The 19274-nt window shown below is 68.4% G+C and carries 21 protein-coding genes and 1 pseudogene; 13 read left to right on the forward strand and 9 right to left on the reverse strand.

Going from position 1 to position 19274, the window contains the following annotated elements; translation table 11 throughout:
• Positions 1 to 252 (forward strand): annotated as a pseudogene (locus ACLML9_RS00160) (hypothetical protein); the annotation flags it as partial.
• Between the two features lie 419 nt (positions 253 to 671).
• On the opposite strand, the gene ACLML9_RS00165 reads toward ACLML9_RS00160, so the two are convergent.
• The 8 genes from ACLML9_RS00165 to ACLML9_RS00200 form a co-directional block, all read right to left on the reverse strand.
• Positions 672 to 2219, reverse strand: coding sequence for a cation acetate symporter (locus ACLML9_RS00165; RefSeq protein ID WP_411943519.1), 1548 nt, complete (start codon positions 2217 to 2219; stop codon positions 672 to 674).
• Positions 2216 to 2515 carry a DUF485 domain-containing protein gene (locus ACLML9_RS00170; RefSeq protein ID WP_411943520.1) on the reverse strand — a complete coding sequence of 100 codons (300 nt, stop codon included), beginning with the start codon at positions 2513 to 2515 and terminating at the stop codon, positions 2216 to 2218. The genes ACLML9_RS00165 and ACLML9_RS00170 overlap by 4 nt, the downstream gene beginning before the upstream one ends.
• Positions 2516 to 2629: 114 nt before the next feature.
• The gene (locus tag ACLML9_RS00175) at positions 2630 to 3586 is read right to left on the reverse strand and encodes a PDR/VanB family oxidoreductase (protein WP_411943521.1); all 957 of its coding nucleotides are present in this window, start codon (positions 3584 to 3586) and stop codon (positions 2630 to 2632) included.
• Positions 3587 to 3595: 9 nt separating this feature from the next.
• The gene (locus tag ACLML9_RS00180; protein WP_411943522.1) at positions 3596 to 4336 is read right to left on the reverse strand and encodes an SDR family NAD(P)-dependent oxidoreductase; all 741 of its coding nucleotides are present in this window, start codon (positions 4334 to 4336) and stop codon (positions 3596 to 3598) included.
• Positions 4333 to 4845, reverse strand: coding sequence for an aromatic-ring-hydroxylating dioxygenase subunit beta (locus ACLML9_RS00185; RefSeq protein ID WP_411943523.1), 513 nt, complete (start codon positions 4843 to 4845; stop codon positions 4333 to 4335). Before ACLML9_RS00185 ends, ACLML9_RS00180 begins: the two co-directional genes overlap by 4 nt.
• Entirely contained in the window at positions 4838 to 6130 is a 1293-nt protein-coding gene (locus ACLML9_RS00190) for an aromatic ring-hydroxylating oxygenase subunit alpha (protein WP_411943524.1), read from the reverse strand. The genes ACLML9_RS00185 and ACLML9_RS00190 overlap by 8 nt, the downstream gene beginning before the upstream one ends.
• A gap of 20 nt (positions 6131 to 6150) precedes the next feature.
• On the reverse strand, positions 6151 to 6516 hold the full coding sequence (locus ACLML9_RS00195; RefSeq protein ID WP_411943525.1) for a hypothetical protein: 366 nt from the start codon (positions 6514 to 6516) through the stop codon (positions 6151 to 6153).
• Positions 6517 to 6547: 31 nt separating this feature from the next.
• The gene (locus ACLML9_RS00200) at positions 6548 to 7708 is read right to left on the reverse strand and encodes an acyl-CoA dehydrogenase family protein (RefSeq protein ID WP_411943526.1); all 1161 of its coding nucleotides are present in this window, start codon (positions 7706 to 7708) and stop codon (positions 6548 to 6550) included.
• 169 nt (positions 7709 to 7877) lie between these two features.
• On the opposite strand from ACLML9_RS00200, the gene ACLML9_RS00205 reads away from it, so the two are divergent.
• The 7 genes from ACLML9_RS00205 to ACLML9_RS00235 all read left to right on the forward strand — a co-directional run bounded on the left by ACLML9_RS00205 (position 7878) and on the right by ACLML9_RS00235 (position 13070).
• Positions 7878 to 9371 carry an ATP-binding protein gene (locus ACLML9_RS00205; protein WP_411943527.1) on the forward strand — a complete coding sequence of 498 codons (1494 nt, stop codon included), beginning with the start codon at positions 7878 to 7880 and terminating at the stop codon, positions 9369 to 9371.
• 66 nt (positions 9372 to 9437) lie between these two features.
• A complete protein-coding gene (locus ACLML9_RS00210; protein ID WP_411943528.1) occupies positions 9438 to 9995 on the forward strand; it encodes a flavin reductase in 558 nt (185 codons plus the stop codon).
• On the forward strand, positions 9971 to 10240 hold the full coding sequence (locus ACLML9_RS00215) for a hypothetical protein (protein ID WP_411943529.1): 270 nt from the start codon (positions 9971 to 9973) through the stop codon (positions 10238 to 10240). Before ACLML9_RS00210 ends, ACLML9_RS00215 begins: the two co-directional genes overlap by 25 nt.
• A complete protein-coding gene (locus ACLML9_RS00220; protein WP_411943530.1) occupies positions 10237 to 11514 on the forward strand; it encodes an amidase in 1278 nt (425 codons plus the stop codon). The genes ACLML9_RS00215 and ACLML9_RS00220 overlap by 4 nt, the downstream gene beginning before the upstream one ends.
• Positions 11515 to 11587: 73 nt before the next feature.
• Positions 11588 to 11743, forward strand: a complete 156-nt coding sequence (locus tag ACLML9_RS00225; RefSeq protein WP_411943531.1) for a hypothetical protein — start codon at positions 11588 to 11590, stop codon at positions 11741 to 11743.
• Positions 11740 to 12297 carry a nuclear transport factor 2 family protein gene (locus ACLML9_RS00230; RefSeq protein WP_411943532.1) on the forward strand — a complete coding sequence of 186 codons (558 nt, stop codon included), beginning with the start codon at positions 11740 to 11742 and terminating at the stop codon, positions 12295 to 12297. The genes ACLML9_RS00225 and ACLML9_RS00230 overlap by 4 nt, the downstream gene beginning before the upstream one ends.
• Before the next feature lie 134 nt (positions 12298 to 12431).
• Positions 12432 to 13070, forward strand: coding sequence for a response regulator transcription factor (locus tag ACLML9_RS00235; protein WP_411943602.1), 639 nt, complete (start codon positions 12432 to 12434; stop codon positions 13068 to 13070).
• A gap of 6 nt (positions 13071 to 13076) precedes the next feature.
• On the opposite strand, the gene ACLML9_RS00240 is transcribed toward ACLML9_RS00235, so the two are convergent.
• The gene (locus tag ACLML9_RS00240) at positions 13077 to 13847 is read right to left on the reverse strand and encodes an IclR family transcriptional regulator C-terminal domain-containing protein (RefSeq protein ID WP_411943533.1); all 771 of its coding nucleotides are present in this window, start codon (positions 13845 to 13847) and stop codon (positions 13077 to 13079) included.
• A 131-nt stretch (positions 13848 to 13978) separates the two neighbouring features.
• Between ACLML9_RS00240 and catA the strand changes: the two genes are divergently transcribed.
• The 5 genes from catA to ACLML9_RS00265 all read left to right on the forward strand — a co-directional run bounded on the left by catA (position 13979) and on the right by ACLML9_RS00265 (position 19211).
• On the forward strand, positions 13979 to 14827 hold the full coding sequence (catA, locus tag ACLML9_RS00245; protein ID WP_411943534.1) for a catechol 1,2-dioxygenase: 849 nt from the start codon (positions 13979 to 13981) through the stop codon (positions 14825 to 14827).
• A 27-nt stretch (positions 14828 to 14854) separates the two neighbouring features.
• Positions 14855 to 15976: a muconate/chloromuconate family cycloisomerase gene (locus ACLML9_RS00250; protein ID WP_411943535.1), complete on the forward strand. Its 1122-nt coding sequence runs from the start codon at positions 14855 to 14857 to the stop codon at positions 15974 to 15976.
• Positions 15977 to 15987: 11 nt separating this feature from the next.
• Positions 15988 to 16278, forward strand: coding sequence for a muconolactone Delta-isomerase (gene catC, locus ACLML9_RS00255; protein ID WP_411943536.1), 291 nt, complete (start codon positions 15988 to 15990; stop codon positions 16276 to 16278).
• A gap of 467 nt (positions 16279 to 16745) precedes the next feature.
• Entirely contained in the window at positions 16746 to 18167 is a 1422-nt protein-coding gene (locus ACLML9_RS00260) for a cytochrome ubiquinol oxidase subunit I (protein ID WP_411943537.1), read from the forward strand.
• 3 nt (positions 18168 to 18170) lie between these two features.
• Positions 18171 to 19211 carry a cytochrome d ubiquinol oxidase subunit II gene (locus ACLML9_RS00265; RefSeq protein ID WP_411943538.1) on the forward strand — a complete coding sequence of 347 codons (1041 nt, stop codon included), beginning with the start codon at positions 18171 to 18173 and terminating at the stop codon, positions 19209 to 19211.
• The last annotated feature ends 63 nt before the right edge of the window (positions 19212 to 19274 follow it).

The raw sequence follows: 19274 nt of genomic DNA on the forward strand, positions 1-19274 counted from the left end.
ATCGACGCCGTGGCCAATGTCGCCGCACTGACGCCGGTTTTCGGTTTGATCGGTGCCGACTATCTGGCCATGTTCGCCGCCGCCCAGGTGCTGCACACGCCCGCCCCGTGTCGCGTTCCAAACCCTGCCGCAAGTGGCACAGGCGACGGCCCCGCAGCCGATGTGCACTGGCCCGATCCCAGCCCGCTACACCACTGGTGGACCGAGGTCATGGACGGTGCACCCCCACCCCGGCCCCGCCGCGCCGCGTGAAGCGGGCGAAATCCGCGGCCCCCGACACTGGTCCAGGTACCCGCCGAGCATCACGCCGACGCCGGTGCCGTGGCGTCGGGCACGAAGAGTTTCCGACGAGTTCGACCCCGCCGCCGACGAGTTCGACCCGATCACACATCCTTCGCGTGGTTCAGGAACCCATCGCGCCGACCGAGTTCGGGTCACGCCGGCGATCGACGCCTGTTGCCGCCCCCATGCCACGGTCGTCACCAGCCCCCGGATCCGCCGGGCACCGTCCAGGCGCACAAGGTCGAACCGGTAACTGCCGCCCAATGTATGCATGATGCATTCCCGGCCGATGCGACTCCGCTGGGGCCGTCGAGTAGATGAACACCCAGTCGGACGTGTCGATGCCGGCCACCCCTCATCACGATGTGGCCGGCATCGACGAACCGTTGTCAGGACGAAACGGTTTCCCTCGCAGGCGGTTCGGCCGTACGACCGGTCAGTGCGCGGATGCGCAACGCGCGGAACTCGGTGACGGCGGCCGCGGCCTCCGCGGCCTTCGGCGCGGTGACGAGCGCCACCAGGATGGAGACGAGGAAGGAGATCGGCGCCACCGCCAGTGCCGGATTGGAGAACGGCAGCACCGAATCGGCGCCCTGCACAGCGGGACTGAGCACGATCACCGCAATGGAGAGAACCAGGCCGGTCACGATGCCCGAGATCACGGCCCGCGCGGTCATCCGGCGCCAGTACAGGGTGAGCAGCAGAGCCGGCAGGTTGGCGCAGGCGGCGATCGACATACCGAGCGAGGCCAGGAACGCCACATTCTGGCGTTGCGCGGCGAAGGCGATGGCGACGCCGACAAGGCAGGTGGCGACGGTGGCGATCCGGGCCGCGCGGTGCTGAGCGGTGGGCGATACTTCGCCGTTGCGTAGCACCTGACCGTACAGATCATGAGCGATGGCGCCGGAGGTCGCGATGACCAGCCCCGACAGCGCGGCCAGGATGGTCACGAACGCGACCGCGGCGACGAACGCGAGCAGAACGCCGCCGCCGAGGGTTTCGGCGAGCTGCGCGACCGCGAGGTTACCGCCCTTGTTCTCCGCGGCGACGGCCTCGGGTCCGACCAGCACGGCGGCACCGTACCCGAGCACCGGGATCATCAGATAGAACCCGAAGAAGATCCAGATGGAGGTGTAGGCCGAGGTGCGGGCCTGCTGCGCGTTCGGCACCGTGAGGAATCGGATCATCACGTGCGGGAGGCCGAGAACACCGAGCACCAGCCCGACCGTCTGCGACAACTGGTCGAAGGACGCCGCGTCACCGGAGCGCCGCGGGGCGACGAACTGCTGCCCGAATTCGGCGAGCGCGGTACTGAACGGCCCGAACGGGTTGAAATCGAAGCGCACCAGCACCAGGACGAACAGCACCACCGCGCACACGAGCAGCAGGCCCGTTTTGATGATCTGGATCCAGCTGGTGGCCAGCATGCCGCCGACCAGGGTGTAGGCGGTGGTGAGTGCGCCGATGATCAGCACCGCGACCGCGTAGTCCAGATCGAACAGCAGCGATACCAGCAGCGCCGCGCCCACCAGCTGCGAGACCAGGTAGACCACGCTGATCACCACGGTACTGACCGCCATCAGCGACCGGACGTCCTTGCCCGGGAACCGGGTGGCCAGGACATCGGCCAGCGTGAAGCGGCCCAGATTGCGCAGCGGTTCGGCGATGAGCAGCAGCGCCAGGACGAATGCGACCGGGACGAACACCGCGAGATAGAACCCGTTGAAGCCGGTGAGCGCGATGGCTCCGGTGACCCCGAGGAACGAGGCGGCGGAAATGAAATCTCCGGCGATGGCGACACCGTTCTGCCGGCCGGTGAGCGCGCCACCGGCGACATAGTGGTCGGCGGCGGATTTGTTCTGCCGCGCGGCCCAGGCGGTGATCACCAGGGTCACCACGACCAAGGCCGCGAACAGCGAGGCGGAGACGACGTTCATGCGCGGGTGCCTTCCTGTGCGACGCGGGCCTCGAGCTCGGCGGCGCGGGTCATGTAGTAGCGGGCCACCACAATGGCCACGGCGAACTGGAAGAAGGCGTAGAGCCAGGCGACCGTCACGCCGCCGGCCACCACCGTGTCCAGGACGGGGGTGAAACCGCCCAGCACAGGCAGGGGGAAGAACAGGACGAGGACCACCGCGCCGAGCCGGAACACCAGGCGGGCGCGTTCCCGGGCGAGATCGTCGAGAGCGGAATTCCCGCCGGGTACGGGGGGATCGGAATGAGTTTGTTCCATGAGACATCGTCTTTCGGCTGTGTGATTTACTACACGCTAAGGCGGGGATGTGACGTGGAACATCGGAAGAATTCCCGGTTCGAATACGGAATTTCTTTATCCGGCCCCGGCGGGTCAGATCAATTCGATGACCAGTTTCGGAGTTCTCGACCGGGAGACACAGAGCGCCATCTGTTCGCCGCCGGCCTTGTCCGCGGCGGACAGACAGTTGTCGCGATGATCCGGCTCCCCTTCGAGGACATTCGAGACACAGGAACCGCAGATTCCTTCCTCACACGATTTGAAGACATCGATACCGTTTTCCTCGAGAACCGAGAGGATCGAGCGGTCGGCGGGGATTTCGAAGCTTTCCCCGGTATCGAGTTCGACGGTGAAAGCGGTATCTCCGGACGTGTCGGCCGCGGCCGCCTCGAAATGTTCGATGTGCACGTTGGCGATACCGACCACCGGGATCATCAGCTCGGCGACGGTTTCCATGAATCCGGCCGGGCCGCAGGTGTACACCGCGCTGTCAGGGGTCAGGCCGGCGGCGACGGCCGTCAGCGCGGTGCGCTGTTCCGCGCGGGTGCACCCGATGTGCAGGCGCACCCGGTCGCGGAACTCGGCGCGGTTCTCCAGGAGATCGAGGAAGGCGGTCTCCGCGCGACTGCGGCCGAAATAGACCAGCGTGAACTCGGCACCGAGGGAGTGCAGTTCGTAGACCATGCTCAGTAACGGGGTGATACCGATACCGGCGGCGATCAGCACGTGCCGGTCCGCGTCCGGCACGACGGTGAGGATATTGCGCGGCTCGCCGATCTCGACGATATCGCCTTCGCGGAGCTCGTGCAGTGCCGCCGAGCCACCGCGCGATTCCGGTTCGCGTTTCACCGCGATGGTCAGCGAGGTGGTCTCCGCGGGTGGTCCGCACAGCGAGTACTGCCGGAGGACGCCGGTCGGTCCAGTGACGTCGATATGCGCACCGGCCCGGTACGGCCCCAGGGGGGCGCCGTCCTCCCGTACCAGGCGCAGCGAGCGGATGCTCGGTGTCTCCGTCACGATTTCGGCGACCACCACTTTGATATCGGTCACGGCGTACTCCTAACGCATGTAGAGACCGCCGTTGGCGTCCCAGCAGGCCCCGGTGACCGACGCGGCGGCCGGTGACGCGAGCAGGGCGACCATCTCGGCGATGAACGCCGGATCGCCGAGACGCCCGACGGGAATGGATCGGGCGAAGTTTTCGAGGTTGTCCGCACCGACGATGTCGTGCACGACCGGCGAATCCTGTGGGCCGGGCGATACGGCGTTCACGGTGACCCCGGACGCGGCCAGCTCGCGGGCGAACACCTTGGTCAGCGATATGACCGCGCCTTTTGCGGAGGCATAGTGCCCACCGGTGGCGGTGCCACCGTTCTGCCCGGCGAGCGAGGCCATGTTGACGATCCGGCCGTAACCCCGGGCGGCCATATGCGCCCCGAACAGCTGGCAGGCCAGGAACGTGCCGCGGAACCCGACGGCCATGACACCGTCGAGTTCCTCGGGGGCGATCTCGAACAGTGGCCGGGCCTGAGTGCGCGCGGCATTGTTCACCAGCACCTGCACGTCGCCGAAGTCGGCGACCACGGTGGCGAGCAGCTTCTCCAGCGAGCCCTTGTCCGCGACATCCACCGCGTAGCCCCGCGCCCCGACCGGGCCGTCGAGTTCAGCGGCCAGCGCGGCGGCGGCGGTGCCGTCCAGGTCGGCGACGGCGACGGTATGCCCGCCGGCGTGCAACCGGCGGACGATATGCGCGCCGAGGCCACCCGCGGCGCCGGTGACGACGGCAACCGGCGCGGTCACAGCAGGAACCCCGCGGCGGGCACGGCATCCTCGCTGTCGACCAGCCGGATCACCTTGCGCGCGATCCGGTCGTCGGACGGGGACGCACCGAGCCGGATCCGGTACTCGACCTCGCCGGCCCAGATATCGTGGCGGCCGCGTTTGTAGGCGACGAGGATCTGGGCGGCCCGCAGCTGTACCTCGTCGTCGGTGACGTGCTCGGGGACGAAGCGGGAGACGGTCCGGGTGGTGACCGCGGCATCGACGGCGGCGAGGGCGTAACCCTCGGTCATGCGGACGACGCGCATTCCGCGCATACGGGCATCGTCGTAGATCATGTTCAGCGTGTTGTCGAAATCGTCGGTGCCCCGATCGATCGGCACCACATAGTGGGCGTCGTCGGTGTAGAGCGCCTGCCAGACGTGATAGTCCTTACGATCGAGCAGGTCGGCTTCGTGCCAGATCAGCTCGATGGCCCGCGCGACCCGGCTGTCGGTGAACACCGCCGTCGCGGTGCGGGTGTCAGTCATCGCTCATCATCTGCTTCCACTGCTGATACGCGGCGCGCATGCCGGTCTCGTCGGTGACATGGGAGGTGGGCCAGCCCTCCGGACTCGGTTTCTCGCGGGCGAGCCCGCGGTTGACCAGGATCGGCATATCGGGGTCGGCCTGCGCACCGCGCTGGACGCGGTCCCAGCCTTCGGCGTCGTCGGGGGTGCCGAAACCGAAGGGGCCCTGGAAGTGCTCGTGCACGCGCAGCCGGGCCCGGTTGACCGGGTTCACGATCTCGGCGGGCCCGTCGGGGCCGATGGCCAGGTGTTCGATCGTGGTCTCGTCGACCGAGATCGGGCGCAGCACCCGGAAGAAGGCCGCGGACATGGAGACGTTCGGGAACAGGTTGAGATTGAACCCGGTGCCGTGCATGGCGCGTACCAGTTTGCGGATGGCGGCGTCGTCGAGGCCGGTGGTCTTCAGTTCGGCGACCAGATCGTCGAACCGGGCCTGCAGCGGTTCGCTGCCGTCGTCGGCGTCGAGATCGGAGTGTTCGGGCACCATCTGCATGACGCTGTGACCGTTGCCGAGGTCGTGGGTGACCGCTGCCGGGTCGGTCATGAACGACATCATGTCGGCGGTCTCGGCATCGACCGAGGCCATCCAGGAACGGTGCACGATCGGGAAGTGGTAGCCGTCGGTGGTGTTCTCCAGCTGGATCTTCCAGTTCCCGTGGAACGTGAACCGGTGGGTGCCCAGCACCTTGATCGGGTAGCCGCCGCCCTGTTTCATGAAGCGGTCGATCCAGAGCTTCGCGTCGCCCAGGAAGTCCGCGAGCGGTTCGATATCGGCGGCGAACGTGGCGAACACCATGCCGCCGTACGATTCCGTGCGCAGTGTCCGCAGCGACAGGTCGCCCTTCTCGACCACACCCTCGTAACCGTCGGGGTACGGGATGCCACGCAGTTGTCCGTCCAGGCTGTAGGACCAGGCGTGGTAGGGGCAGGTGAAGCCGTTGGCCACCCCGGTCTTCTGCTCGCAGATGCTCGCGCCGCGATGCCGGCAGCGGTTGAGCAGAGTGTTGATCTGCCCCTTGCGGTTGCGGGTCACGATCACCGGCTGCCGGCCCACATGGGTGGATTTGAAGCTGCCGGGCCTGGGGAGTTCGGATTCGTGAGCGACCCAGATCCAGGTGCTTTCGAAGATCCGGGTCATCTCCTGCTCGAAGACCTCCGGGTCGGTGTACATCCGGGCCGCGACCCGGTCCTCGCGGACCAGATCGGCGGGTGGCCGGTGCGGGAGCGCTGCGCTGTGCGCGGTCATGATGCCTCCTGGCGGGTTGGTCAGTACTGGCGCGGGGTGAGCGCGCGGCCGATGCGGGCCTCGATTTTCAGGAATTTCCAGAGCTTCCAGTCGCTGGTGCCGACCGGGAGGGTGCGCACCAGGTTGCAGGCCGCCTTCACGGTGTCGTGGCTGTCGGCGTCGGCGAGGAGATAGCAGGTCCACGGCCAGCTGTCGGATGGCCCGACCATGGTGGAGTCGTCGTCGATATCGCCGATGAAGTCGATACCGTCGAGGGCTTTGATGCCGTCCATCAGGCCCACGAAGGCGGTCCACACGTCGCCGGTGGTGACACCGCCCTCCGGAAGGTCGAAGAAGTTCTGGTTGATGCCGATACAGAAGAGAACGCGCAACGGGCTGTCGGTCACGGAAGGTCCTGTCGTCGAAATGAGCTGTTGGTCAGCGGAACCCGGGCACAGTCGGGGGCTGTCCCATCAGGACGGCGCCGGCGGCGTCGACCAGGCCCGGTCCCAGGAAGGCGTGCTGCTGCGGTACCAGCGCGTCGCCGGCCCACTGCTGTAGTGGGTGGCCGTGGAAGATGGCGGCGGTACCGGAGATCTCCACCAGCCGGTTCACCACCGAGGCGGAGGTGGCGGCGATATGGGACGCCGCGAGCCGCAGATGGGCGTTCTGCTCGGCGGTGACGGGATCACCGCGCAACACCGTCTCCCACACCTCCTCGGTGACCTCGTAGAAGTAGGCGCGGGCGGAGCGCAGGTCGGCTTCGGCCCGGGCGACCGCAGTCCGGTAGTACGGGCGGTCGGCGAGCTTGGGCGCACCGGTGATACCCGACCGGCCCGCCCCGGTCTCGACGGCATGGTCGAGGGCGGCCCGGGCCACCCCGGCACCGACCACCGCGAGCACCTGGGCGGCGTAGGCGATGGCCGGATACCGGTACAGCGGCTCGTCAACGGTCGGTTCGCCGCCGCGGATGAAGGTCCACTCCCGCGGTACCACCACCTCGCGCACCACCAGATCGAACGAGCCGGTGCCGCGCATACCGATCACGTCCCAGTCCTGGACGATCTCCACCTGCTCGGGCCGCAGCACGGCAGTGCGGGGTTTGCCCTCGGTGCTCGCGTCACCGGGGATACCGACGCCGAGCACGTCCGCGCCCATACATCCGCTGGCGAACTTCCACCGTCCGTCGATCCGGAAACCACCCTCGACCTCGGGGGCCGGTTGGATCGGGAACAATCCACCGGCGAACACCACATCGGGACCGTCGGCGTACAGGGCGGCCTGGGTGTCCAGCGGCAGGGCCGCGAGATACACCAGCGCCGAACCGAAGCTGGCCACCCAGCCGGTGGAGCCGTCCACCACGGAGATGCGTTCGACGATGCGCAGGAACTCGGCGGGCGGCAAGGGCTCGCCGCCGAAGCGGCGCGGCGTCGCGGCGCGATAGACGCCCGTGTCCTTGAGCCGTGCGACGAAATCCCGCGGCACGTACTTCTGCTCGCCGAACTCCTGCCGCCGCACGGCGAGCTCGGCGAGGACGTCGTCGAGATCCGCCGCGCCGGTGGCGGACCGGACCGTGGCTTGCGAGGTGGTCACGATCACCTGCTCCTGTCGTCGATGGGCTGTTCTTCGACGGTAGGGAGATCGCGGTCACACGAACATCGGTAATGCCCGCGCCCGGACGGGTGTCAACCACCACCTCTGTAGGGAAAACCTTCAGCTGCCCCCGGACGATCGCGGATCCACGGTTCGGAAAAGCTACGCTGGCGCGATGTCCGTCGATCCGCGAGCCCCTGAACTGGTCGTCTCGGATTTCGTCACGATGATGAACGCCACCGAGGTGTGCGTCCTGGTGCACGACGCCGCCACCAAGAACATTCTCTGGGCGAACCCGGCGGCCTGCGCGATGCTCGGTTTCGACCTCACCGAGATCCGGCCGTTGAAGGCCCACGATATGAGCAGTTCGGCCCAGCAGTACGACCGGGTGATCGGGCGCGCCTGGCTCCAGGACGCCGTCGAGCACGGCACCAGCCGGGTCGAATGGCACTACCGGTCCAAATCGGGGCGGGTCATCCCGACCGACGCGGTGGCCACCCGGGTCGAGCTCGCGCAGGGCCCCGCGGTGATAGTGCAGTTCCGCGATATCGAACGCGAGCAGCGCACCGAGCGCGCGCTGCGGCTGACCACCACCTATGTGGATGCCCTGGCCCGGCACACCTCCACCATGGCGTTCGTGCTCGACGAAGCCGGCGAGATCCGTTTCGCGACCGATACCGCGCTCACCCGCCTGGGTCTCGACCCGGCCGTCGAGTTACCGGCCGGGCCGCGGCTCACCCACTACGCCCACCTGCACCGCGACAACCGGCGCACCGACTGGGAGGTGGTGGCCGGGGAGGCCGACCCGGTCACCTCGGTGCGGCTCGAGATCGGCCGCCCGGACGGGGCCACCTCCTGGCTCGACGGCAGCCTGGAACGGCTGGACGAAGCCGGTGTGCCCGCGTACCTGATGCTGGTGCACGACGTATCCGACCGGATCCGCGACGAGGAGAAACGCGGACTGGAACTGCAGCGGGAGAACTATCTGGCCCGCTACAACGCGATGGGCGATATGGCGATGGCCATCGCCCACGAACTGGGCCAGCCGCTGGCCGCCGCCGGTAACTATGTGGCGGGGATCCGCTCGCATCTGCCGCCCGGTGAAATCCTCGACGACCGAGTCACCTTCGGTCTGGACGCGGCCCGCAAACAGATCGACCGGGCCGCGACCATCGTCGCCACGCTGCGCGCGTTCGTCGGTCATCTGGAGCAGGTCGAGCAGGTGGCCGATCTGAACGACATCGTCACCGAATGCCTGTATTTCGTCCGGTTACGGGCACAGGAGACCGGGGTCCGGGTCGAACTGGAGCTGTCCGGCGATCCGGTCGCGGTCCGCTGTGAGCGGGTGCTCACCGGGCAGGTCATCGTCAATCTGTGCTTCAACGCCATCGACGAGATGGGGCAGTGCCCGCCCGAGTCCCGGCGCATCGTGCTCACCACCGCATTGCGCGACGGAAGCGGATGCTTCACCGTCCGCGATCACGGCCGCGGGGTGCCCCGGGACCCGTTCTCGGATTCGTTCACCTCGAAATCACACGGCAGCGGGATCGGGCTGGCCTTGAGCTACCGGATCATCACCCGGCAGCACGGAAGCATCTGGTGCCGGCCCGCGGACGGCGGTGGATCGGTATTCGGTTTCGCGCTGCCGGCGCCCGGGCCGGATAAGTAAAACCTTCAGCACACTCGGAGGAAATCTCGATACCTCGAGGCGTAGATCACTCGTAGCGTCGATGCCATGACCAAGCAATTGACCGCCGAGCAGCGTGACTTCCGGGCTGCGATGTCGAATCTTTCGGCCGCAGTCAACGTCGTCACCACCAACGGACCGCGTGGTCGCGCAGGTATTACGGTCAGCGCTGTGTGCTCGGTGACCGACGCACCGCCCACGATGATCGTGTGCGTCAATCAGTCCAGCTACGCCCACGCGATCTTCCAGCGCAATCAGCGGGTCTGCGTGAACATCCTGAGTCCGTGCGACGAGGAGCTGGCCGGGCACTTCGCCGGTGTCACCGGTATACCCATGGCCGAACGGTTCGAGTGGCCGATCTGGGACCACGACACCGAGGACATCCCGATGCTGCGCACCGCGGCGGCGCGGGTGGTGGGCCGGATCATCAGCGACCACACCCAGGGTTCGCATTCGATCTTCCTGGTGAGTGTGCAGCGCGTCGATGTCCAGGAGAACACCGGCGCGCTGGTCTATTTCCAGCGGCGCTTCCACCGCATCGGTAACGACCATCGATCGCACCCCGAGCAGGAGAACACCGGATGGACGACGCGGACCACCGCATGACGCTGATGTGCTACAACGACACCCACGGTTACGGCTGGCGCCACGTCGACCTGTTCCTGCACGACGCGGACGGTCGCGAACTCAACTGGGTGCACTGGCAGGTCACCGAGGACGGCCCGGACGCCGCCGACCGGATCACCGCGGTCGCCGAACCCGGCCTGCGCCGCACCTCCGAATGGCGGCACGGGGTGAGCGCCGCGGGTATGGATTACTGGTCGGCCGATGCGATGTGGGTGGAATCATGACCTCCGCCGAACCCTTGTACGCCCCGTGGTCGTTACAGGACCTGGTCGACGATATCGCCGCCGGGCGCACCGACGCCGCGGCGGCGTGGGAGCGTTCCGCCGCCCGGATCGCCGCCACCGAGCGCACTCTCGCGGCCTGGGTGGCCCGTGGCCCTCAGCCCGAAATCCCGACGGAGAGTGGACCGCTGGGCGGCGTCCCGATCGGGGTGAAGGACATCATCGACGTCGCCGGATATCCCACCCGATGCGGCTCGGGTCTGCGCGCGGACAGCGGACCGGTGGATCAGGACGCGGAGATCGTCCGGCTGTGGCGAGCCGCGGGGGCACTTCCCGCCGGCAAGACCGTCACCACCGAATTCGCCTACTTCGCCCCGGGCCCCACGCGTAACCCGGCGGCGCCGGACCATACGCCCGGTGGTTCGTCGAGCGGGTCGGCCGCCGCGGTCGCCGCCGGTCAGGTGCCGTTGGCGCTCGGTTCGCAGACCGCGGCCTCGGTGACCCGGCCCGCCGCCTACTGCGGTGTCGCGGCCCTGGTCCTGACCCGGGGCCTGCTGCCCACCACCGGTGTCACCGGACTCGCGCACAGCCTGGACAGCCACGGCTACTACGCCGCGGAGGTCCGCGATCTGGCCTGCGCGTGGGCGGCCTTGCGCGGGGCGCCGGACCCGGCGGCCGGATCCGGCCGGCCGCCGCGGGTGGCCTTCTGGACCGCGGCACCCCTGGACGCTGTGCAGCCGGTCATGGCCGACGCGATCGGGACGCTACGGGAGCGGTTGCGCGCGGAGGGTGCCACGGTCACCGATTTCGCCGCGGAGCAGGCCGTCGCCGATACGACCGCCGCGCACCGGGTGGTCATGGCCTACGAGGCCGCACGCACCCGGGCCACCGAGCTCGCGCGCGCCGACGCGTTGAGCGCTCCGCTGGCCGAACTGCTGCGGACCGGCGCCGCCACCGATCCGCACGACTACGAGCAGGCGCGCGGGATCGTCGGCCGGACCCGGCGCACGGTGCTGGACCTGTTCACCGGCTACGACGCCGTCGTCGGCCCCGCCGCCCCGGGTCCCGCTCCGGCCGGCCTGGCCGCCACCGGCGACCCGGTGCTCAGCCGCGCCTGGCAGGCATTCGGGTTACCCGTGGTCACCGTTCCCGGCCTGCGCACGCCGCAGGGACTGCCGCTCGGCGTCCAGGTCATCGGGCCCCCACGGTCGGAGGCCGCGTTGCTGCGGACGGCCGCGTGGATCCAGGACCGCACCAGGCCGGTCCGCACGCGATGACGTGGCCACCGCACCGAACCATCGGCGCGGGCGCTGCCCCGCCCGCGGAGTATTCCGGCACCAGGAGACCCCTATGACCGCACTTCCCGAACTCACCACCGATCTCTGTCTCGCGGGGTCGTGGACCCGTGGTGGCGCGGGCACCTTCACCCCGGTCGACCCGTCCACCGGCGAAGAACTGGCGGAGATCGCGGCCGCGAGCGGTGTGATCACCGGAGGGCCGTCATGACCGAAATCGACACCATCGAGCGGTTGACCCGCCGGATCGCGGCGCTGGAGGGTGAGGCCGAGATACGCCGGCTGCAGGCGCGCTATATGTTCCTGTGCGATACCCCCTGCCCCGAGTTCGGAGTCACCGACGACGCGCACCGGATCGACCTGATCATGGAGCTCTACGCGGAGGACGCGGTCTGGGAGGGTGTCGGCGAGTACTACGACGACCAGTTCGGCCGGCTCGCCGGGCGTGCCGCCATCCGCGCCCATTTCGAGCGGTTCTGGGATCCGGATCGCGATCCCGCCCTGGTGCTCAACGCGCACTACCTCACCGCCGAACAGATCCGGGTGGACGGCGATTCGGCCACCGGGCAGTGGATCCACATGCAACCGTGGCTGTATTCCGACGGCACCGGACTCCTGCGGTCGAGCCGGCTCAACAATGCCTTCCGCCGGGTGGACGGATCGTGGAAGATCACGCGCACCCGGACCGAGAATGTCTTCGTCGCCCCACTGCCGCACGCCTTCGCGGACAGTTTCCCGGCCGGTTCGGTAGTGATGAGGCCGTGATGGAGGCTGTCACGAGGTATTCGCCCAGCGATCACACGAGCCGCCCGCCGAGCTGCGGTTCCGTAGAATCGATCGGCATGAACGGGTCGGGCCCGGACGCGGGAGCGAAGCGTCACCGCACAGGGCCCCCGTCCATGCCCCGGGAACAGCCCACCGGCGGTGCGCTCTCCCCCGTCGTCCATATCGTCGACGATGACGAGGACCTGCGCCAATCCCTGGCCTTCCTGCTGCAGAGCGTCGGGATCGACGCGCTGACCTACGCCACGGCGGCCTCCTTCCTGGAGGAGGCCGACCTGGACGAGGCCGGTGTGCTCATCGTCGATGTCCGGATGCCCGGACTGAGCGGTTTCCAGTTACAGGAGGAACTCAACCGGCGCGACTACCCCGCGCCGGTCATCTTCTGCTCCGCACACGGCGACATCCCCATGTCGGTGCGCGCCCTGCGCGCGGGCGCGGTGGATTTCCTGGAGAAACCCTACGAGCCGCAGCGCATGCTCGAGGTGGTGCAGGAGCAACTGCTGGCCGCGGGCCGGGCTTTCGCCGAGCGCGCCGAACGCCTGCGCGTCGAGCGCCGGCTGGCCGATCTGACACCCCGCGAACGCGAAGTGCTGCACCTGGTCATCGAGGGCAGGTCCAGCCAGCAGATCGCGAGCCGGCTGGGAACCAGCGTGAAAACAGTCGACGTGCATCGGGCCCGGATCAAGGCGAAGACCGGCGCCGAGAGCCTAGGCACACTGGTCCGCGACATCCTCGCCTACCGGGTCACGGTCTGACCCGGATCAGGGCGTCCAACCGAGGCCGCGGCCGAGTTCGGCGGCGGCCGCCGACACACAGGCGCTCGCGGTGCGCTCGAACTCCTCGGCCGTCGTCCGGCCGGTGGATGTCGAGCAGGCGATGACCGCGACGACCGCGCCGGACTGGTCCCGCACCGGAACGGCGATCGAGATCAGTCCTTTCTCCAGTTCTTCGGAGGTGAGTGCATAGCCTTTTTCCCGGACCACGGCGAGCTCGCGCTCGAACTGTCCGGCATCGGTGATCGTCGTGGCGGTCAGTGGGCGGAATTCGGTGCGGGCGATCACCTCGTCGAGCGTCGCGCGCGGCGCCCACGCCAGCAGCGCGCGGCCCATGGAGGTCGCATAGGCCGGCACGCGGGTGCCGACCGAGACATTGATGCTCATGATCCGGCGTACCGGAACCCGCGCGGCGTACACCACCTCGGCACCGTCGAGGACGCCGAGTGATGCGGACTCGTGCAGCTCGTCGGCGACCGCGAGCAGATGCGGCATGGCCTGTTCGAGCAGCGTATGGGTGGCGGAGTAGTGCTGCCCGATGCTCAGGACGCGGGGGGTGAGCATCCAGCGCGGACCGGAACCGGCCACGTAGCCGAGCCGCTGCAAGGTCAGCAGGATGCGGCGGACCACCGGCTTGGCCAGCCCGGTGGCGTGCGCCAGCTCGGCCAGCGTGGGATTCGGCCGGTCGCTGTCGAACGCGGTGAGCACGGCGAAACCCCGTTCGATGCTCTGGATGTAGTCGCGCTCGTTCTCGCTCATACGGCCCGATCCGTTCCCTTCTTGACAAACCAAGTGACCACGCGCACAGTAATCGGTACGCACAGCGTCAGGATAGTACGCATAGCGTACTCATTTCTCCCATTCCCCCGGTTCTCTCCGAGGAGCACGACATGACCACCACCGAATCCGTCTCGCCCACCGCGCTCGGCTCGGGCACCGCCGCCACCGACAAATTCAAGGGCGAGCGGGTCACCGCCGACACTTCCCCGGAACGCCTGGCGGCCATCGCCCGCGACGCCCTGGGGGCCCTGCACAAGGTGATCCTCGACCACGGCGTCACCTATCCCGAGTACCGCGTGTTCAAGCAGTGGCTGATCGACGTGGGCGAAGGCGGCGAGTGGCCGCTGTTCCTCGATGTCTTCATCGAACACGCGGTCGAGGAGGTGCTGGCGCGCAGCCGCAAGGGCACCAAGGGCAGTATCGAAGGCCCCTACTACGTCCCGGACGCGCCCGAACTACCGGCCGAATGCGAGCTGCCGATGCGAGCGCAGGACCGCGAGCAGACACCGTTGATCTTCTCCGGGCAGATCACCGATCTCGACGGCAACGGACTCGGCGGCGCGAAAGTCGAACTGTGGCACGCCGACGCCGACGGCTACTACTCGCAGTTCGCCCCGCACCTGCCGGAATGGAACCTGCGCGGGACCATCATCGCCGACAGCGCGGGCCGGTACTCGATCCGCACCATCCAGCCGGCGCCGTACCGGATCCCGACCGACGGCCCGACCGGCGCATTCATCACCGCGCAGCAGGGTCACCCGTGGCGGCCGGCGCATCTGCACCTCATCGTGTCGGCCCCGGGCCGGGAATCGGTCACCACCCAGCTCTATTTCCGGGGCGGCGAGTGGCTGGACAGTGATGTCGCCTCGGCCACCAAACCCGACCTGATCCTCGACCCGGTCACCGGCGCCGACGGCGTCAACCGCGTCACCTACAACTTCGCGCTCGACCCCGCCTGAACCGCACCGCCGCGAGAAAGAGTTCCGATGCCGGACCTGTCGATCGTCTCGGTCGAGACCACCATCCTGGACGTACCACTGGTGCGGCCGCACAAATTCGCCACCACCTCGATGGACGCCCAGCCTGTACTGCTGGTCGGGATCACCACCGGCGGCGGCGTCACCGGTTACGGCGAGGGCGTGGTACCCGGCGGCCCGTGGTGGGGCGGTGAATCGGTCGAGACGATGCAGGCCGTCGTCGAGCGGTACCTGGTCCCGGTGCTGCTCGGGCGCCGGGTCGACGAGATCACCGCGATCATGGCCGATATCGAGCGGGTGGTGGCCGCTGCCCGCTTCGCCAAGGCCGCCGTAGACGTCGCCCTGCACGATGCCTGGGCCCGCTGCCTGGACGTCCCGGTCCACACGCTGCTGGGCGGTGCATTCCGCTCCAGTGTGGATGTCACCTGGGCGCTGGGATCGGCGCCGGTCGAGGAGATCATCGCCGAGGCCCGGGAAAAGATCGAGAATCGCGAACACTTCAGCTTCAAACTCAAAATGGGCGCACTCGACCCGGCCGTCGATACCGAGCGCGTCCTGCGGGTGACCGAAGCCCTCGCCGGGCAAGCCGGCGTCCGGGTCGATATCAACGCCCGCTGGGACCGGCTCACCGCCCTGCGCCATCTGCCCTGGCTGGCCGACGGCGGCGTCCAGCTGATCGAACAGCCCACCCCGGGTGAGCAACTGGAAGTCCTCGCGGAACTGAACGCCCTGCTACCGATCCCGGTGATGGCCGATGAGAGCGTGCACACCCCGCACGACGCATTGGAAGTCGCCCGCCGCGGCGCCGCCGACGTCATCGCGGTAAAAACCACCAAATGCGGCGGCCTGCGCCGCAGCCGCGAAGTCGTCGCCGTCGCCCGCGCCGCGGGGCTGGCCTGCCACGGCGCCACCTCGATCGAGGGCCCCATCGGCACCGCCGCCTCGATCCACTTCGCCTGCGCCGAACCCGGAATCGATTTCGGCACCGAACTCTTCGGCCCCCTGCTGTTCAACGAGGAACTACTGCAGGAACCGCTGCACTACAGCGACGGACAGGTACACCTGCCGACCGGCCCCGGGCTCGGCGTGGAACTGAACATGGACGCCGTCAAACGGTGGACCCGGAACTAGGAACGAGACCCATGCACCTCTACCACGTCCGGATGGACGTCGCCATCCCCCGCGATCTCGACGACGCCGTCCGCGCCGATATCGTCGCTCGCGAGAAGAAGTACTCCCAGGAACTCCAGCGGGCCGGGAAGTGGATCCATATCTGGCGCATCGTCGGCCAGTACAGCAACATCAGCGTCTTCGCCGTCGACTCCCCCGCCGAACTCCACGAAATCCTGTGGAACCTGCCCCTTTTCCCATACATGACGATCGACGTTCTGCCGCTCACCACCCACCCCTCCGCGATCGACCCGGTGCCCTGAACCGGCCACCGGACTCATCCGCCGGACCGCCGCCGATATCTTCGGGGCGGTCCGGCGTATTTTCCGGGCCGGTCCGCCCGCCGGTTTATACGGGTGTCACGCCGAGCAGCGAGTCCACCATTGCGAGCCGGGCCCGGCGGGTCGACGCGGCCGTGGCGAGGACGGCCGTCGCCTGGGTCCGATCATCATCGTCATCAGTGACTCCACGCCGATCCCGAGGTCGGTATCGGGGAGCTATCCCGCGGTGATCGCTTCGGACCAGTACGGGGTGAGCCGACTCTTCCATGCAGCCACCGCGACATTGTTGAACTCCGCCATGGCCGGGTCCGGAGCTCGGCTCGCCGGGCGGGTATCGGCGCGGTGGGGACACCGCGACGCGCGAAACGGTTAGCGTTGCGCGCGAGGGTCGACCGGGCAGGGGCCGAGCGGATCGACCGGTCTGTTCACCGGTGGCGGAAGGGGTTGTGATGGTGTCGAGCACAGTGGTCGCGCTCCTCGGGGCGAGCGCGGACAGCCCGCCCGGTCTGTTGCCCGCTCGTCAGCAGATGGCGTTCTCGCTGGGCTGGCATATCGTGCTGGCCTGCTTCGGTGTCGCCTTCCCCGCCATGATCTATGTCGTCCATCGGCGAGGCCTGACCCGCGAGGATCCCGTTGCGCTGGGGCTGGCCAAGCGATGGGCGACGGTTTCGGCGATTCTGTTCGCCATCGGCGCTGTCTCCGGGACGGTGCTCAGCTTCGAAATGGGGCTGTTGTGGCCCGGACTGATGGGGCGCTACGGCGACGTGCTGGGCCTCCCGTTCGCCTTCGAAGGACTCTCGTTCTTCATCGAGGCCATATTCCTGGGGATCTACCTGTACGGCTGGGGACGTATGCCGCCCCGGCGCCATCTCGCGATGCTCGTCCCGATGGGGGTGGCGGGCGTGGTGGGCACATTCTGTGTCGTCAGCGTCAACGCGTGGATGAACAACCCGACCGGCTTCCGGATCGTCGACGGCGAGGTCACCGACGTCGACCCGTGGCGCGCGATGTTCAACGGCGGGGCTTTTCTGCAATTCGCTCACATGTGGGTGGGGGCGTTCATGGTGGTCGGGTTCGTGGTGTCGGGTGTTTACGCCGCCGGCCTGCTGCGCGGCCGCCACGATACCCACCATCGGCTGGGCTTCACGGTGCCCTTCGTCTTCGCGACCGTCGCCGCGCTGCTGCAGCCCGTCGTCGGGCACATTCTCGGGATGCGCGTGCACGATACGCAGCCGGCGAAGTTGGCCGCGTTCGAACTGGCGACCACCACCGAGGGCCCGGCGCCGCTGCGGTTGGGCGGACTGCTGGTGGACGGCGAGGTCCGCTGGGCGCTCGATATCCCACGCTTGGGTTCGATCATTGCCCGCAATTCGTTGACCGCGCCCGTCCCCGGTATGGACTCGGTCCCCATGGGAGACCGGCCGCCGGTCAACATCACCCACCTGGCGTTCCAGACCATGGTCGGCGTCGGCACCGTGTTGGCGCTCGGAGTGATCGTGTTCTGGCTGATGCGGTGGCGGCGGCGCGACCCGCTGGACAACCGGTGGGTCCTGCGGGCGGCCGTCGTCACGGCACCACTGGCGGTACTGGCGCTCGAATGCGGGTGGATCGCCACCGAAGTGGGCCGGCAACCGTGGACCGTGTGGCAGATTCTGCGCACCGGCGACGCCGCCAGCACGAGCACCGGACTGTGGTGGAGCTACACCGGCGTGCTGACCGTCTACCTCGGTATGACGGCGGGCGCAGTGGTCGTGTTGCGTTCCATGGCCCGGCGCTGGCGCGCCGGTACCGAGACGATCGCGGCTCCCTACGGTCCCGGAGCCTCACCCGCCGACCAGGCACAACGGACTCTCTCCGTCGGAGAGCGGTGACCGGTGGACCTGTCGGATGTGGTCGCGACCGCGATGTTCACCGGGGTGGTGTTGTACGCGCTTTTCGCCGGCGCGGACTTCGGGTCCGGGTTCTGGGACCTGACCGCGGGCGGGCCGCGCCGCGGCGGACGCCTGCGGGTGCTGATCGACCACAGCATCGGGCCGGTCTGGGAAGCCAACCATGTATGGCTGATCTACATACTGGTCTTCCTGTGGACCGCCTATCCCACGGCCTTCGCCGCCATCATGACGACTCTGTTCATCCCGATGAGCCTCGCCCTACTGGGAATCGTGCTGCGCGGGGCGAACTTCGCGTTCCGTAAGTACTCCGCGACGATGACCCAGGCGCGCCTGTTCGGCGCGTTGTTCGCCGGGGCGTCCCTGATCACCCCGTTCTTCTTCGGCACCGTCGTCGGCGCGATCGCCTCGGGCCGCGTTCCGGCGCAGGGATACGGCGACCGGGTGAGCTCCTGGGTGAACCCGACCTCACTGCTCGGCGGCACCCTGGCGGTGGGCACCTCGGCATTTCTGGCGGGAGTATTTCTCACCGCCGATGCCGCACGGTCCGGCGACCGCCGGCTCGCGGAGTATCTGCGGCCCCGCACCCTGGTGGTAGGGGCGGTGACCGGCGCGATCGCGGTCGCCGCGATCGCACCGATCCGGCACGACGCACCGACCCTCGGTGGCGAACTGCTCGGGCGAGCGCTGCCCCTGATCGCACTATCCGCGACGGCCGGTGTGCTCACCCTGGTCCTGGTGTTCCGCCGCAGGTTCGGGTGGGCAAGAGTCTCCGCGCTGGTCGCCGTAGCGGCGATCGTCATCGGCTGGGCCGTGGCCCAGACTCCGTGGATGCTGGTCGACGAAATGCTGATCGCCGACGCCGCAGGCGCGCGCTCCACGCTCCTGGCTCTACTCGCGGTCGTCGCCATCGCGGCGGTGACAGTACTCCCCGCACTCGCCTACCTTTTCTGGCTCACCCAGTCCGACGCCTGGGTTCGTGACGAGACGACCGCCATCCGCGAGACCGGTCGTCGATCCAGATGAACGGTCTACCCGCAGCCCGGAGTGCTGCTCACCCGGCCGGCCGTGGACGGGCCCGGTCCCCGG

This window comes from Nocardia sp. NPDC002869, assembly GCF_046764065.1.
GTDB lineage: Bacteria > Actinomycetota > Actinomycetes > Mycobacteriales > Mycobacteriaceae > Nocardia > Nocardia rhamnosiphila.

Excerpts from the sequence above, each read along its gene's own strand:
- ACLML9_RS00165 (WP_411943519.1), bottom strand. The coding sequence starts at position 2,219 with ATGAACGTCGTCTCCGCCTCGCTGTTCGCGGCCTTGGTCGTGGTGACC.
- ACLML9_RS00170 (WP_411943520.1), bottom strand. The coding sequence starts at position 2,515 with ATGGAACAAACTCATTCCGATCCCCCCGTACCCGGCGGGAATTCCGCT.
- ACLML9_RS00185 (WP_411943523.1), bottom strand. The coding sequence starts at position 4,845 with ATGACTGACACCCGCACCGCGACGGCGGTGTTCACCGACAGCCGGGTC.
- ACLML9_RS00190 (WP_411943524.1), bottom strand. The coding sequence starts at position 6,130 with ATGACCGCGCACAGCGCAGCGCTCCCGCACCGGCCACCCGCCGATCTG.
- ACLML9_RS00205 (WP_411943527.1), top strand. The coding sequence starts at position 7,878 with ATGTCCGTCGATCCGCGAGCCCCTGAACTGGTCGTCTCGGATTTCGTC.
- ACLML9_RS00210 (WP_411943528.1), top strand. The coding sequence starts at position 9,438 with ATGACCAAGCAATTGACCGCCGAGCAGCGTGACTTCCGGGCTGCGATG.
- ACLML9_RS00215 (WP_411943529.1), top strand. The coding sequence starts at position 9,971 with ATGGACGACGCGGACCACCGCATGACGCTGATGTGCTACAACGACACC.
- ACLML9_RS00220 (WP_411943530.1), top strand. The coding sequence starts at position 10,237 with ATGACCTCCGCCGAACCCTTGTACGCCCCGTGGTCGTTACAGGACCTG.
- ACLML9_RS00225 (WP_411943531.1), top strand. The coding sequence starts at position 11,588 with ATGACCGCACTTCCCGAACTCACCACCGATCTCTGTCTCGCGGGGTCG.
- ACLML9_RS00230 (WP_411943532.1), top strand. The coding sequence starts at position 11,740 with ATGACCGAAATCGACACCATCGAGCGGTTGACCCGCCGGATCGCGGCG.
- ACLML9_RS00235 (WP_411943602.1), top strand. The coding sequence starts at position 12,432 with ATGCCCCGGGAACAGCCCACCGGCGGTGCGCTCTCCCCCGTCGTCCAT.
- ACLML9_RS00240 (WP_411943533.1), bottom strand. The coding sequence starts at position 13,847 with ATGAGCGAGAACGAGCGCGACTACATCCAGAGCATCGAACGGGGTTTC.
- catA (WP_411943534.1), top strand. The coding sequence starts at position 13,979 with ATGACCACCACCGAATCCGTCTCGCCCACCGCGCTCGGCTCGGGCACC.
- ACLML9_RS00250 (WP_411943535.1), top strand. The coding sequence starts at position 14,855 with ATGCCGGACCTGTCGATCGTCTCGGTCGAGACCACCATCCTGGACGTA.
- catC (WP_411943536.1), top strand. The coding sequence starts at position 15,988 with ATGCACCTCTACCACGTCCGGATGGACGTCGCCATCCCCCGCGATCTC.
- ACLML9_RS00260 (WP_411943537.1), top strand. The coding sequence starts at position 16,746 with ATGGTGTCGAGCACAGTGGTCGCGCTCCTCGGGGCGAGCGCGGACAGC.